General features: G+C 48.2%; 14 protein-coding genes. 12 read left to right on the top strand and 2 right to left on the bottom strand.

All coding sequences use genetic code 11. From position 1 onward, the window contains the following. From NUV48_03930 to NUV48_03915, 4 genes are all read left to right on the top strand, one after another. Positions 1–1,062, top strand: a complete 1,062-nt coding sequence (locus NUV48_03930) for a spore germination protein (GenBank protein MCR4441285.1) — start codon at positions 1–3, stop codon at positions 1,060–1,062. Then, positions 1,052–2,344: a Ger(x)C family spore germination protein gene (locus NUV48_03925; protein MCR4441284.1), complete on the top strand. Its 1,293-nt coding sequence runs from the start codon at positions 1,052–1,054 to the stop codon at positions 2,342–2,344. Before NUV48_03930 ends, NUV48_03925 begins: the two co-directional genes overlap by 11 nt. After that, positions 2,341–2,520, top strand: a complete 180-nt coding sequence (locus NUV48_03920; protein MCR4441283.1) for a hypothetical protein — start codon at positions 2,341–2,343, stop codon at positions 2,518–2,520. Before NUV48_03925 ends, NUV48_03920 begins: the two co-directional genes overlap by 4 nt. A gap of 517 nt (positions 2,521–3,037) precedes the next feature. Continuing rightward, positions 3,038–4,117: a peptidoglycan-binding protein gene (locus NUV48_03915; protein ID MCR4441282.1), complete on the top strand. Its 1,080-nt coding sequence runs from the start codon at positions 3,038–3,040 to the stop codon at positions 4,115–4,117. 30 nt (positions 4,118–4,147) lie between these two features. Here NUV48_03915 and NUV48_03910 read toward each other — a convergent pair whose 3' ends face one another. Beyond that, positions 4,148–5,125: a GGDEF domain-containing protein gene (locus tag NUV48_03910; GenBank protein ID MCR4441281.1), complete on the bottom strand. Its 978-nt coding sequence runs from the start codon at positions 5,123–5,125 to the stop codon at positions 4,148–4,150. 195 nt (positions 5,126–5,320) lie between these two features. Between NUV48_03910 and NUV48_03905 the strand changes: the two genes are divergently transcribed. Beyond that, entirely contained in the window at positions 5,321–5,779 is a 459-nt protein-coding gene (locus NUV48_03905) for a QueT transporter family protein (protein MCR4441280.1), read from the top strand. An 80-nt stretch (positions 5,780–5,859) separates the two neighbouring features. Here the strand turns inward: NUV48_03905 and NUV48_03900 are convergent, their stop codons facing one another. Continuing rightward, positions 5,860–6,570, bottom strand: coding sequence for a GntR family transcriptional regulator (locus NUV48_03900; protein MCR4441279.1), 711 nt, complete (start codon positions 6,568–6,570; stop codon positions 5,860–5,862). A 364-nt stretch (positions 6,571–6,934) separates the two neighbouring features. On the opposite strand from NUV48_03900, the gene NUV48_03895 reads away from it, so the two are divergent. The 7 genes from NUV48_03895 to NUV48_03865 all read left to right on the top strand — a co-directional run bounded on the left by NUV48_03895 (position 6,935) and on the right by NUV48_03865 (position 13,618). After that, on the top strand, positions 6,935–7,954 hold the full coding sequence (locus NUV48_03895; GenBank protein MCR4441278.1) for a C4-dicarboxylate TRAP transporter substrate-binding protein: 1,020 nt from the start codon (positions 6,935–6,937) through the stop codon (positions 7,952–7,954). Between the two features lie 23 nt (positions 7,955–7,977). Continuing rightward, positions 7,978–8,454 carry a TRAP transporter small permease gene (locus NUV48_03890; protein ID MCR4441277.1) on the top strand — a complete coding sequence of 159 codons (477 nt, stop codon included), beginning with the start codon at positions 7,978–7,980 and terminating at the stop codon, positions 8,452–8,454. Between the two features lie 106 nt (positions 8,455–8,560). Beyond that, positions 8,561–9,844 carry a TRAP transporter large permease gene (locus tag NUV48_03885; protein MCR4441276.1) on the top strand — a complete coding sequence of 428 codons (1,284 nt, stop codon included), beginning with the start codon at positions 8,561–8,563 and terminating at the stop codon, positions 9,842–9,844. 52 nt (positions 9,845–9,896) lie between these two features. Further along, positions 9,897–10,595, top strand: coding sequence for a GntR family transcriptional regulator (locus NUV48_03880; GenBank protein MCR4441275.1), 699 nt, complete (start codon positions 9,897–9,899; stop codon positions 10,593–10,595). A gap of 26 nt (positions 10,596–10,621) precedes the next feature. Then, on the top strand, positions 10,622–11,707 hold the full coding sequence (gene uxuA / locus NUV48_03875) for a mannonate dehydratase (GenBank protein MCR4441274.1): 1,086 nt from the start codon (positions 10,622–10,624) through the stop codon (positions 11,705–11,707). A 1-nt stretch (position 11,708) separates the two neighbouring features. After that, positions 11,709–12,551, top strand: a complete 843-nt coding sequence (locus NUV48_03870) for an SDR family oxidoreductase (protein MCR4441273.1) — start codon at positions 11,709–11,711, stop codon at positions 12,549–12,551. Between the two features lie 44 nt (positions 12,552–12,595). After that, positions 12,596–13,618, top strand: a complete 1,023-nt coding sequence (locus NUV48_03865) for a sugar kinase (protein MCR4441272.1) — start codon at positions 12,596–12,598, stop codon at positions 13,616–13,618.

The following is a 13,618-nucleotide window of genomic DNA, read 5'->3' as shown; positions in this document are numbered from 1 at the left end:
ATGGCCATGGTGATGATATACACCGGGGCCAAGGCATTCCTGGGGTATCCCCGTCTTTTGGCCGATAAATGCCTCAATGCCGGGTGGATGGCTGCCCTGCTGGGCGGCCTGGCAGCAGTGGTTTTCTGGCTGGCGATTTCGGCGCTGCTGGCCCGTTTTCCGGGAAAATCAATCATCGAGATAAACGAAATAATCCTTGGCCCCGTCCTGGGACTGGGTCTGAACGCGCTTATCCTTGCTTATTTGATCCTGAGTTCGAGCGTTTTCTTACGCCAGTTCAGTGAATCGGTAATTATAACGGCCCTGCCGGAATCTCCCCTGAGCTCCTTAACCTTTCTCTTCCTTATTACTGTGCTGGTTGCCGCGTACCTTGGCCTGGAATCGATCAGCAGGAATTCTTACATAGCTTTGCCTTTTATCCTCGTGGGGGTTGCCGCAGTTCTGGTGTCGCTTTATACCTTTTGGGATGTGAAGGAGCTTTTTCCCGTGCTGGGAGCGGGAGCGGGGCCTGTCCTTGCTTATGGTCTGCTGGGCGCGTCCGCCTACGGGGAAGTGCTGCTTCTTGCCATCCTGGCGCCATTTTTTTCTTTCAGGATTAAGACCTTGAGGACAGTGGGATTAATCAGCATAGGTGTGGTGATGCTTTACTTCGCGGCCATAACCGCCGTTTACCTGATGGTCATTCCGGTACCGGCAGCAGCCGAAGCCCTTTCCCCGTTTTACCAGCTTTCGCGCACCATTTACGCGGGCCGTTATTACCAGCGCTTAGAATCTGTATTTGTTCTTTTTTGGACCTACACCGCATTTCTCCAGCTGGCGATAGGCCTAATAACCACTACCCTGGCAGCGCAGGCGGCCTTTAAGCTCCCTTATTACAGGCCCCTTCTTCCAGCCCTGGCCGTTCTTTTCCTCAGCCTGGCCCTGACTCCCGCCAGCCTGATGGAAAATACCGTTATTGAGGAATATCAACTGCTTTGCGGGGGGCTGTTTACCCTGCTTGTTCCTTCTGGCGTCTGGGCGCTGGCGGCATTAAAAGGGAAGGCTGAGAAAAATGAGAAGTAACAGCGCTAAAATGTTTCTCGTTTTCTTTTGCCTATGCCTTTTTCTGCTTCCGGGCTGCTGGGGGGCCAGGGAAACGGACGAACTGGCCTATATTCTCACCCTGGGCATTGACAAGGGGACGGAAAATGTTATTAACGTGACCTTCCAGATGGCTCTTCCCAGGGGCAAAGAGGAAAAAGGAAGCGGAGGAGAAGGGGGGGGAGAGAAGGAAAAGACCACGGAAATAATATCGGTGGAAGCCGCTTCCCTTTTCGGCGCGCTCCAGCTTGCCAGCGCTTTTAGCGCGCGGGAACCGACCTTGATTCACAACAGGACGGTTATCGTTTCCGGAGATATTGCCAGGGAAGGGCTGGCCAGGTATATCAACCCGCTTCTTCGCAGCCGGGAGATCCGCCGCAATACGTTCATCGTAGTTACCCCGGGGAAGGCGCGTGATTTTATCGAAAAAAACAAGCCGCCTTCGGAAAAAAACCCGTCCCGCCAGTTTGAACTGGCGTTTGAAGCAGCGGATTATGCCGGGTTTATGATGAACTCAATCATCAATGAATTCAGCGAGAATATGAAGTCGCCCGGCCGCGAAGCGGTGACAGCCCTGGTAAATGTGAACGAAGGCCGGAAAGGGCGGGAAAATGGTCGATCCGTTGAGGAGAAAGCTGGGCGCGAAGTGGCTTGCCTGCCGGGAGAAATTGCCCGAGAAGGAGGAAACAAAATTGACATCATAGGGCTGGCGGCCTTCAGGGGGGACCGGCTGGCAGGATATCTCAACGGTTCGGAAACCCGTTATTACCAGATGGCCAGCGGTAAATTCAGGAGCGCAATTATTACCTTTCCAGACCCCGAAAAACCCGGGGAGGACATAATTGTGATGAGGTTGAGAAAAGGGCGGAACCCTGTTGTTAGGGTGGACCTTAGCGGTCCGGTACCGCTGATAGATGAAAACATCATCCTGGAAGGCGAGATACTCAGCATCCAGAGCGGTATAAATTATGAACTTGGCGAAAAAGAAAGACAGCTCCAGAGATACCTGGAGGATTATATAACCAGGGAAATAACAAAAGTGATCGAAAAAACCCAAAAGGAGTTTAAAAGTGACATTTTTGGTTTTGGCAATTATACGCGCCGGTTTTTTTGGACATGGCAGGACTGGCAGGATTACCGCTGGCTGGACAAATACCCGGAAGCGAAAGTAAAGGTGAGAACGAACCTGAAAATACGGAGGCCGGGGTTGATGATCCGCACAATACCCGTTAAAGGTTCGCTGGAAGGAGAAAACAGCTGGTGAACGAATCAATATATGATTATTTTCTCTGGCTCGTCACTTTGGCCGTAGGTTTTTACACCCTTACTTACGCCCGGTGGCTGTGGCGCAAAAAAAACAGGCGGGGAGCGCTGGGAACGGCGGTCCTGGCTTTACTGGCCGTATTGTATCCCGGTTTCGTTCTATTCATTTTGTCTTGAATAAAAATTCGCTGCCAGTCAAATAAAGATCCGGGCGAGATAATGAATAAAAAGACAATAAATAAAAAATTATAGACAAATGGCAAAGAAGGAACTATAATTAGATCAGGCTGGGGCAAAACTCGTTGGAGTTGTCCGGTCGCGAATATCTGCAGTGATATGGAATTACCCGTATCAAGTACGCAGGTTGTAAATCTAGCGTGTTAGGTTTACAAGCCTGCGTTTTTAATTTATATGATTCAAGAGAAAACAAAACAGAAACAATGTTAAATTGGAGGGTAAAGGACTAAACCCGGGCGAATGCCCGGGTTTAGTCTGCGACAGGACCTGGTTCCTCAGAGGATAGGGTATAAACAAAAAAAATGCTCCAATTTGCTGGAGCTAAAAAAATATAACATTAAATTGGAGGGTATATATGTAGAATAGCATATTTGCCTCGAATAAACAATAACTTAACAAAAAGACCCGGTAAAACATATCATATAGGGCAAGAATACCGGAAAAGGAGTTGTGTCCTGTGCAGTATATAGTTCAACCGGGGGATACTTTGTACATCATAGCCCAAAAGTTTGGTGTTTCTGTCGAGGCTCTTGTCCAGGCCAACAACATCACCAACCCAGATTTAATTTTCACCGGTCAGGTATTAACCATTCCGAAAGAAATTGTTCCTTCTCCCGCGCCTGCGCCTTCTCCTCCCACGGCCGTCTGTCCCCCGCTCAGCAGGGGCTCAAGAGGTCCGTTTGTAAGAAAACTGCAGACGCTGCTGCTAAACAGGGGGATCAGCCCGGGCCCCGTCGACGGTATCTTTGGAAGCGGGACGGAGGCTGCCGTGAAAAGGTTCCAGGCCCAGGCAGGCCTTTCGGTTACCGGGGTTGTCGATGTCAGTACCTGGACAGCCCTGGGCGTAAACTGCGGGGTTATACCACCAGCCCCGCCTGTTGTTCCACCTGTGACACCGCCCCAGCAGCACTTCTGCCCGATCCTCAGGCTTGGCGCCGTGGGGCCTGCCGTGAGGCTCCTGCAAAGGCTGTTAAGAGAAAGAGGATTTTATCGCGGGCCCATCGACGGTGATTTCGGGGGCAGAACCCAGCAGGCTGTGCGTGAATTCCAGCGCCGGCAGGGGCTTGCGGTTACCGGGGTTGTCAATGAGGCTACCTGGGAGGCGCTGGGCGTTGAATGCCATAAGGAGCCGCGGCCGCCTGCCGGGACTCCCATCGCGACTACAGTGGCGAGAGGCATAAGGCACATCCTGTATACAGACAGGCGGGTTTATGGGAGAGGAGAAAAGGTCAAAATTACACTTGTAAAAACCAACGTTACCGATGATGAGATAACCCTCCGTTACAGCACAAGTCAAATAATTGAAATAACCGTTACCAGCGGAGTCGGCACTGTTGTTTGGAAATACTCGGAAGGACGCCAGTTTTCCCAGTTTACCAGGATAATCACCATATACCCGGGCGGGACCCAGGTCATCAATGAGGAGTGGAACCAGCGGAACAATGCCGGGGTCCAGGTGCCCCCCGGCACGTACACCATTACTGTGGAAAACCTGGCTACCGGCGCCAGTCTTTCGGTGCAGGTTACGATTCGCTAAATTAACAGGGCGCCCCCTCGCGGGCGCCTTTCACTGGCTGGGCGTGTATACGGAAACGTAGTTTTTGCCCATGCCTTTTGAACGATACAGGGCTTCATCGGCCCTTTTGAGTATATCCTCCTCGTTTGAGGCGTCTTCCGGAAAGGATGCTATGCCCAGGGATAAACTGATGTGGGGATAAAGCAGGAGCTTGGGGTTGATCAGGACATTGTTTCGTATCCGCTCGGCAATGTTTTTGGCGGTTTCTTTTCCGGATTGAGGGAGAATGATCGCGAATTCATCTCCGCCGAAACGGGCCACCACGTCGGAAACCCTTGTGCATTCCTTCAGTATTGAGGCGATTACTTTTAGCACGTAATCGCCGTGGTGATGTCCCTGCGTGTCATTCAACATTTTAAAGTTGTCAATATCCAGCAAAATCAAAGAAAATGGCACATTGGTCCGCACCATCCTGGACAGGATATGATTAAAGTAACGCCGGTTGTGGATCTTGGTGAGGGTGTCCTGGTTGGCCTGCTGGAAATAGCTGTTGTGAACGAAGTTAACCAGGAACTGGGTAAAAAACGCCGTAATGAAAAAAACGATCACCTGGACGATGAAAGACGGCAGGGGGAAACCTTTGTAGGCGGCAATTGCCAGGTAAAGAGAGCCGGCCAGCAATGCGCCGAAAAACGAATAAAACGGTCTGGCCTGGAAAGAGAGAGCAATAACGGGGAGCATGTACAAACCGGCGAGGGCATAAACATACCTGGAGTTGTACATGATAAAAAGGGTGATGAAGGCAAAGTCCGCCACCAGGGGAAGAGGGATTATCGCGGTGAGAAAATCATTGACTCTCGGCAAAAGGAAAAGCGTTCCGCTGTAGATGAAGGCAAAAGCCGCGAGGTAGAGGTCGGCAGCAGGCAGTTCGGCTTCCATCAATAAAAAGCAGGGCAGAAACAAGACACAGACCATCAACCGGAGGAAAGCGATGTTGCAGCGGCCTTGTTTGGGGAGGAATAAAGGCATGGTAAAATTCCCCCTTATTCCTGAAAAAAAGTCTAAATATTCTATTCGTGATTGAAACGCTTTTTACCTTTTTATAATCAATAATTTTTAACAGCAGTTCACTTGACAAAAGCAGCAGTTGATTAGTGTTTAAATCGGCATTTGAATGGTATAATAGATAATCAATTGAGCAATAGAAACAACTGAGGTGATAGTGTGAATACCACTAAAATTGTGCGGGTTGCCGTGATCGCTGCCTTATATGCAGCCGTAACAATCATTCTTGCGCCGATCAGCTACGGGATGGTGCAGGTTCGTGTTTCGGAGGCGTTAACCGTGCTGCCTTTCATTTTCCCGGAGAGTATCCTGGGGTTGTTTTTGGGCTGCCTGATCGCCAACATTTACGGCGGCCTGGGAATGATTGACATTGTTTTTGGGAGCCTGGCTACCCTCACGGCAGGGTACCTGACCAGCAAGATGCCTTCCCTCTCCCTGGCGCCGCTGCCCCCGGTGGTGGTCAATGCGGTGGTGGTGGGGTTTATCCTGAAGTACGTGCTGGGAACCCCGCTTTTGCTGAGCATGCTTTATGTAGGGGCGGGGCAGTTCGTATCCTGCTACCTTCTCGGGCTGCCCCTCCTATACTGGCTGAGGCGTTACAACTGGACTAACAGATAGGCTTTACTGAAATAATATAATATAAAAGTGGGTTTAATAAAAAAAGGGTTACGGCATACCCTTTTTTTCAATGCAGATTTTCAAAGGAAATACTCGGGATACTTTGCTTTCATTTCTTTTTCTTCAACAATTAATTTTCGGAGATGCTTTTTTAAATTAGAATTGGCTTTTTCGAGGTCCTTGTCACGAATGGCTTCAAATATTGCGGTGTGCTGTCTAATCAAATCCTCCAGCACCTGTCTGTCCCAAAGAGTCATCGCCCTGATGCGTTTGTAATGGCCGCTTATGTTTTGGATAACCTCCCAGGATAATTCCTTATTGCAGCCCATGAATATAATCCGGTGGAATTCGTCGTCCACCTTGAGGAACCTCTTGTAGTCGATATTTTCTACACATTCTTGTTGTTGTTTCAAGTTTTCCTCAAAAGCCGGCAGTCTCTCGGGGGGGAACCTCTCCACAGCCACATTAAGCACGGCAACTTCGAGGCTTTCCCTGATAAACCTTTCTTCTTCCACGCGCCCCAAGTCGATCTTGGAAATCACCGTGCCTCTTTGGGGCAGTATCTCGACCAGGCCCTCGCGCCCCAACTTGATAAACGCCTCCCTCACTGGAGTACGGCTGGCGCGGAATTGTTCAGACAGCTCTTTTTCGCTGATCATTACCCCGGGCTTTATGTTCCAATTAATAATGTTTTCTCTGATCGTTCTATAGACAAAGTCGCCAACATTTGAATTTTCGTCAGATTTCGGTATTTCAAGCAAGTATTTAATAGTGAACACCCTCTTAGTCATTTTAGCCGTGAGAAACCTGGTAATAAGACAACCATCAACGCTGCTACTAAGATAATACTAAAAATTTCATTCACATAAAACCCCCTAATAATTAGATTGGAAAATTAATTGGAAAATTAATTGTTGTTTTTTAATAAAACGTGTAGTATACTAGTATACAAGAAATCCTAATCAAAATGAGGGGGGAGTTTTAAATGAATGGTTCAATAACCAAGAGGTTGCTGCCAGGGATATGATGTCGCACGTGTTTCATTTCACCGAAATAAATGAAGCAATCCGGTTGATAGAAGATATGAATATCGAAAAGCAAAAAGTTGTTTTGAAATTCTATAAGTAAATATAAACAACAAAAGAGGGGGATTTTATGGTGAAGAAAATTATCAGTATCATCCTAACAGCTGCGTTGATGGTCGTTTTATTGCCAGGTTGTTCGCAGCAAGGAGGAAGCGGTCAGCAGGCTGAACAAAAGCAAGAGGCGAAGAAGTATGTTTTAAAGCTTTCTACTCAGCTTGCTGCGACCGACCCGCTTGTCGATGGCTTCAGGCTTCTTAAGAAGAATGTGGAAGCCAAGACCGGCGGGAATCTTGTTATCGAAATCTTCCCCAGCGCTCAACTCGGGTCTGATGAAGACGTAATTGAGCAAACCAGGCAGGGAGTCAACGTCGCGGTATTAACCGACGGCGGCCGCATGGCGAACTTTGTTAAGGACATCGGAATCATTGGAATGCCGTATTTGGTCGATAACTATGATGACATAGTAAAACTGGTCACATCTTCTACATTCAAGAAATGGGAGAATGAACTAGAAAAGAATTGCGGGATCAAAGTTTTATCTTTTAACTGGTATCACGGGCCGAGGCATTTTCTTACCAACAAACCCGTAAAAACGCCCGAAGACCTTCGGGGCGTCAGAATAAGAACTCCCGGGGCGCCTGTGTGGCAGGAATCAATAAAGGCAATGGGAGCAACCCCTGTCGCTCTTGGCTGGACCGAGGTTTATCCGGCAATGCAGCAAAAGGTTATTGACGGCGCTGAGGCGCAGCACCTCGCTTCATATGGCGCAAGAGTTTATGAGGTTATCAAGTACATCGACAAAACCGCCCATTTTCATTTAATCAACGGCATAATTGTAGGCACTAAATGGTTCAATACCTTGCCCAAAGAATACCAGGACATTCTGTTAAGTGAAACCAAGGAAGCAGCTAAACAAACAGCCCTCAATGTTATCAAAGTTGCCGACGATTATGAGAAAAAAATGGTGGCGGCCGGGATGGTTGTTGTTGAGCCTAATATACCCGCGTTTAAGGCTGCTGCCGAAAAAGCTTATGATGTGCTCGGCTTCAAAGAGCTGAGGACCCAGATACTAAAGGAAATCGGCAAATAAATTAATATAGGATGATAAACGCCATGAAAAGAATTGTGGATTCTTTTTACCGGTGGGAGGAGTTCCTGGTAAAAACGTTATTGGCGCTGATTGTTGCTCTTGTGTTCATTGCGGCGGTATTAAGAACTTTTAAATACCCGATAAACTGGTCGGTGGACATAGCTCAAGGCCTCTTCGCTTGGGGAACGTTCCTCGGCGCCGATGTTGCCATGCGCAAGAATAAACTCATGGGAGTAGATTTATTCATTTCAAAAATGCCCATAAAAACGCAAAGGCTGTTAAAAATAATCAATTATTCGATGATCATCGGTTTTCTCAGCGGCATTGCCTTCTTCGGAGTAAAATTATGCGTTGAAAATTATGCCAGGACCTTCCAAAGCCTTTCCGTCAGCTACTCGTGGGTAACACTCAGCGCGCCGGTGGGAGCAGTGTTGATGATTATTACCAGCGGCAAAAAAATCAGGGAAATGCTGAACGTAAAGGTAAAGGGCTCTTCATAATTCTTCACAGTACAGTATTGAAGATTACCGACTTTTCGCTAGGGCTGTACGTTTCGTATGGCCCTAGCGAGCGCTCTGATTGTTCCGAGAAAAAGGAGTGGGCAGCTTGTTGGCGATGTTAATGGTTTTTTTTGTTTTGCTTATACTGGGAATGCCGATTGCTTTTGCTATCGGGCTTTCCGGCGCAACCTTCTTTTTGCAGCATTCCGATATTCCGCTTTCCATAATTGTTCAAAAGGTGGTGAGTTCTACCCAGTCGTTTCCGCTGCTTGCCATACCGTTTTTTATACTCGCCGGGAACTTGATGAATGAAACCGGCATAACATCCAGACTTATCAAATTGTCGACAGTGCTTACGGGGCATATGGCGGGAGGGTTGGCCCAGGTCAGTGTCGTGCTCAGCACTTTGATGGGCGGAATATCCGGATCGGCAACCGCGGATGCAGCAATGGAAGCAAGGGTCTTAGGCCCGGATATGATAAAAGCAGGGTATTCGAAGGGATACAGCGCGGCGGTAGTCGGTCTCACTTCGCTTATTACCTGTACCATTCCTCCGAGTTTGGGATTTATCCTTTATGGATACGTAGGCGAAGTCTCGATAGGCAGATTGTTTGCAGCCGGCATTGTGCCGGGGTTAATGATGATGGCGCTGCTGATGATAACTGTCAGCATCACGGCGAAGAAAAAAGGCTACGCCCCTATAAATTCCGGCAAGCCGGCTTTCAGAGAGATTATTGTGGCCATCAAGGACAGCATTTGGGCGCTGCTGTTTCCGGTGATACTAATTGTTGGCATAAGATTCGGTCTGTTTACCCCGTCGGAAGCCGGCGCTTTTGCGGCGGTATATGCCTTATTTGTCGGTGTTGTTGTTTACCGGGAATTGACGTGGGAAAGATTCAAAAGAACACTTGATGAAACAATCGTGGATATCGGCGCGATCATGCTAATTATCGCCCTATCCGGCATTTTCGGATACGGGCTGGTATATGACAGAGCGCCCCAAGCTCTTGCCGGTTTCATTACCGGCATTACTACAAATCCATACGTGCTCACACTGATAATCATCACCTTTCTCATTGTCTCCGGCATGTTTATCGAAAGCACAGTATGCGTGTTGCTGCTTACGCCGATTTTCCTTCCGGTGGCAAGAAGCGCTGGAATTGATCCGGTGCACTTCGGCGTAGTCATGATGACGATCGTTACAATGGGAATCATGACCCCGCCTGTTGGCGTGGCCATGTATACTGTTTGCTCGATTTTCGATTGCCCTGTAGAAGAGTTTGTAAAAGACAGCATCCCGTTTATTCTGGCAATTGTGCTGTTGGTAATTAATCTCATTTTCTTCCCGCAAATTGTTCTTTTCGTTCCAAACTTGATTTTTGGCCAATAAGCAGCGCAGTACGCCCGCAGTATTGCTTAGCAAAAATAAACCGGCTGAGAGGGTGTTTGCAATAAAATACTCGCTTGAAATACCAAAAAATGACGGAAATTTAAATGTTGGCGACTTTGTCTACAAAACTGTCAGAGAAAACATTATCAATTGGAACATAGAGCCCGGGGTGATGATCAGCGAAAAGGAACTTTCCGAACAGTTCCGCGCCAGCCGCACTCCCGTAAGGGAGGCGTTTATCAAGTTGGGGCGCGAGGGTCTGGTCGAGATACTGCCCCAAAGAGGCACGGTGATTTCCAAGATTGACTTGGGGCGCGTGGAAGAAGAACGGTTTATCAGGGAAAGCCTCGAAGTTGCCGTGCTTAATGTGGCTGTGGAGAGGTTCCCGCCCGAGAAGCTGCCGGCTTTTGAGGAAAACTTGAAACAGCAACAAGAGTGCGTTGAAAATATCGACTACAAGAGGTTCCTCAAGGTGGACGACGAATTCCACCGGATTATGTTTTTGGGCTGCAATAAGGAATTATCCTGGGAGGTTATCCAGAATATAAGCGGCCATTACAAACGCATCAGGGCGATGACTCTTTGGGACAGACAGGTGCTGGAGGATTTGATTAAACAGCATGCCGCAATATTTGAGGCCATTCGTGACAAGGACCTCGAAAAAGCCAATTGTAATTTAAAAAAGCATCTTCGAAAATTAATCGTGGAAGAAAAAGAAATGAAGGCAAAGTATCCCGAGTATTTCCTTTAGATGAGGTAAAAGGAGTGGTTTAGACAATGAAAATGACAATAAGATGGTTTGGTGAGGGATATGATAATGTAACCCTGGACCAGATAAGGCAAATACCAAATGTAACTGGGGTAATTACAACCCTGTACAACATGCAAGCAGGAGAAAAATGGCCGCTGGATAAAATCTTGGAACTTAAAAAGCAGGTGGAGTCTAAGGGCTTGAAGATCGAAGGAATAGAAAGCGTCAACATACACGAGGATATTAAACTGGGACTTCCATCACGCGAAAAGTATATAGAGAACTATAAAGAAACCCTGAGGAATCTCGGCAGGGCAGGCATATCTCTCGTTTGTTATAATTTCATGCCCGTATTTGATTGGATAAGAACCAATCTTGCCAAGGAACTGCCTGATGGGTCCACCGTACTGTCATATGATGATAAAATAGTGAAACGACTCAATCCGGATACCATGTTTGAGCATATGGAAGCGGATTCCAACGGTTTTCTATTGCCTGGATGGGAACCAGAGCGATTAAAGGAGATTAAAACGCTCCTTGAAAAATACAAGGGTTATACGGAGGATATGCTCTTTGAAAACCTGGGGTATTTTCTGAAACAGATCATTCCGGTTTGTGAGGAGTATGGCATCAATATGGCGATACATCCGGACGACCCGCCCTGGCCAGTATTTGGCCTGCCCAGGATAGTCACTGATAAGAAAAACCTGCAGAGGATTGCGGAACTCGTCAACAGCAAATGCAACGGTTTTACCATTTGCACAGGCTCGCTGGGCGCAAATCCGGACAATGATTTGCCGGATATGATAAGACATTTTGGCAGCATGGGAAGAATACATTTTGGCCACCTCAGAAATATAAAAATACATAATTGCGGCAGCTTTGACGAAGCGTCTCACCTGTCAACCGATGGCACGCTCGATATGTTTGAAATAGTCAAGGCATTTTACGATATTGGCTTCAAAGGTCCGATCAGGCCGGATCATGGTCGGATGATCTGGGGTGAAAAAGGAAGGCCGGGCTATGGACTTTATGACAGGGCATTAGGCGCAGCTTACCTGAATGGGTTATGGGAAGCTATCGACAAGCTGGAAAAGAAAGGAGTGAGCTGAAATAAACAGCATAGCGGGTAATGTGGCAGTGGTCACCGGAGGAGGCGGCGTGCTGTGCAGCATGTTTTCAAAAGAACTTGCGCGTCATGGGGCCAAGGTTGCAGTGCTTGATCTGAAGATTGATGCTGCGAAGAGGACGGCGGATGAAATTACGGCAGCGGGAGGCGAAGCGATTGCTGTTGCCTGCGATGTTTTAAACGTCAACAGCGTAAACGAGGCTGAGAGAATAGTAAATGAGGCGTTCGGCTCCTGCGACATACTTATAAACGGGGCGGGCGGCAACCATCCCAAAGGAACAACGAGCAAGGAATTCTTCGAACCGGACGATCTTGATCACAACGATGAAGACAATGTGACGTTTTTTGATCTTGATCCAAAAGGTTTTGAGTTTGTATTCAACCTGAATTTCATGGGGACGCTTATACCGACGCAAGCGTTTGCAAAGGGCATGGTGAAAAAGAAACGGGGGGTCGTCATTAATATATCTTCGATGGCAGCGCCCTGCCCGATGACCAAAGTTCCCGCTTACGCTGCGGCAAAGGCGGCGATAAACAACTTCACGCAGTGGCTTGCGGTTTATTTTGGAAAAACAGGCATTAGAGTCAACGCGATAGCCCCAGGGTTTTTCCTGACCCAACAAAATTATCGGCTGCTTGTTAATGATGACGGCACACTCACCGCGCGTTCCCATAAAATAATTACTCACACGCCAATGGGACGGTTTGGCCAAGCCGAAGAACTGTTGGGCACTCTGATATGGCTTTGTGACAGCAAAGCATCGGGCTTTGTCACCGGAACAGTGATCCCGGTGGACGGAGGCTTTTTGGCATACTCGGGAGTATAACGACATGGGGAAAACACAAATATGCATATGAGGGAGTGTTCAAAATGTCTAAAACGGTTTGTTTCGGGGAAATCATGCTGCGTCTCTCTCCTCCCGGTTTTCAAAGGTTTACGCAGGCAAAATCTTTTGAGGTCGCATATGGGGGAGGAGAGGCAAACGTCGCCTTTTCACTGGCCCAGTTCGGAGTGAAAGTTGCCTATGTTACCAAGCTGCCGAAGAACCTGATCGGCGACTGCGTGGTCAACGAACTGAAAAAGTATGGTGTTGACACGCGGAATATTGTGCGGGGTGGAGAAAGAGTAGGCATATATTTTTGCGAAAAAGGCGCGGCCTTGAGGCCTTCCAGGGTTATCTACGATAGGAGCTGGTCTGCCATTTCCCAGGCGCAGGCGGGAGATTTTGACTGGAAGAGCATTCTGGAAGGCGCCGGCTGGTTCCATTTCACAGGTATAACGCCGGCCTTGGGCGACAACGTAGCCGACCTTTGCCTGGAGGCGTGCCGGCAGGCCCGGGCGTTAGGCGTAACTGTCAGTTGCGACCTGAATTTTAGGAAAAATTTATGGTCTTTGGCCAAGGCCAACCAGATCATGTCAGGTTTGATGCCTTACGTGGATGTGCTCATAGCCAACGAGGAAGACGCTGAAAAGGTCTTCGGGATTAAAGCGGAAAAAACCGATGTAACTGCAGGACAGCTCAATATTGAAGGATACAAAACAGTAGCCCGGGAATTAATGTCCAGGTTTAATTTCCGGAAGGTGGCCATTACCCTGAGAGAAAGCCTTTCCGCTTCGGACAACGGGTGGTCCGGGCTGCTCTATGACGGCAAGGATTTTTACCAGGGGAAGAGATATCTCATCCACATCGTCGACCGGGTGGGAGGAGGAGACTCTTTTGCAGCGGGCTTGATTTATTCTTTCCTCAACGGGTTTAGCGGCCAGGAAGCCATAGAGTTTGCCGTGGCTGCCTCGGCCCTGAAACATACGATTGAGGGTGATTTCAACTTGGTATCGGTGGATGAAGTAAAAACGCTTGTCGGCGGGGACGCCTCGGGAAGAGTGCAAAGATAG

The organism is Peptococcaceae bacterium, from assembly GCA_024655825.1.
In the GTDB taxonomy this organism is placed as follows: domain Bacteria; phylum Bacillota; class Peptococcia; order DRI-13; family PHAD01; genus JANLFJ01.
Note: the sequence above shows the minus strand (reverse complement) of the source record. Positions and strands in the feature narration are given on the sequence as shown.

What these genes read in the sequence shown, in the direction of transcription:
- NUV48_03930 (MCR4441285.1), top strand. Translation starts at nt 1, where the DNA reads ATGGCCATGGTGATGATATACACCGGGGCCAAGGCATTCCTGGGGTAT.
- NUV48_03925 (MCR4441284.1), top strand. Translation starts at nt 1,052, where the DNA reads ATGAGAAGTAACAGCGCTAAAATGTTTCTCGTTTTCTTTTGCCTATGC.
- NUV48_03910 (MCR4441281.1), bottom strand. Translation starts at nt 5,125, where the DNA reads ATGCCTTTATTCCTCCCCAAACAAGGCCGCTGCAACATCGCTTTCCTC.
- NUV48_03900 (MCR4441279.1), bottom strand. Translation starts at nt 6,570, where the DNA reads ATGACTAAGAGGGTGTTCACTATTAAATACTTGCTTGAAATACCGAAA.
- NUV48_03895 (MCR4441278.1), top strand. Translation starts at nt 6,935, where the DNA reads ATGGTGAAGAAAATTATCAGTATCATCCTAACAGCTGCGTTGATGGTC.
- NUV48_03890 (MCR4441277.1), top strand. Translation starts at nt 7,978, where the DNA reads ATGAAAAGAATTGTGGATTCTTTTTACCGGTGGGAGGAGTTCCTGGTA.
- uxuA (MCR4441274.1), top strand. Translation starts at nt 10,622, where the DNA reads ATGAAAATGACAATAAGATGGTTTGGTGAGGGATATGATAATGTAACC.
- NUV48_03865 (MCR4441272.1), top strand. Translation starts at nt 12,596, where the DNA reads ATGTCTAAAACGGTTTGTTTCGGGGAAATCATGCTGCGTCTCTCTCCT.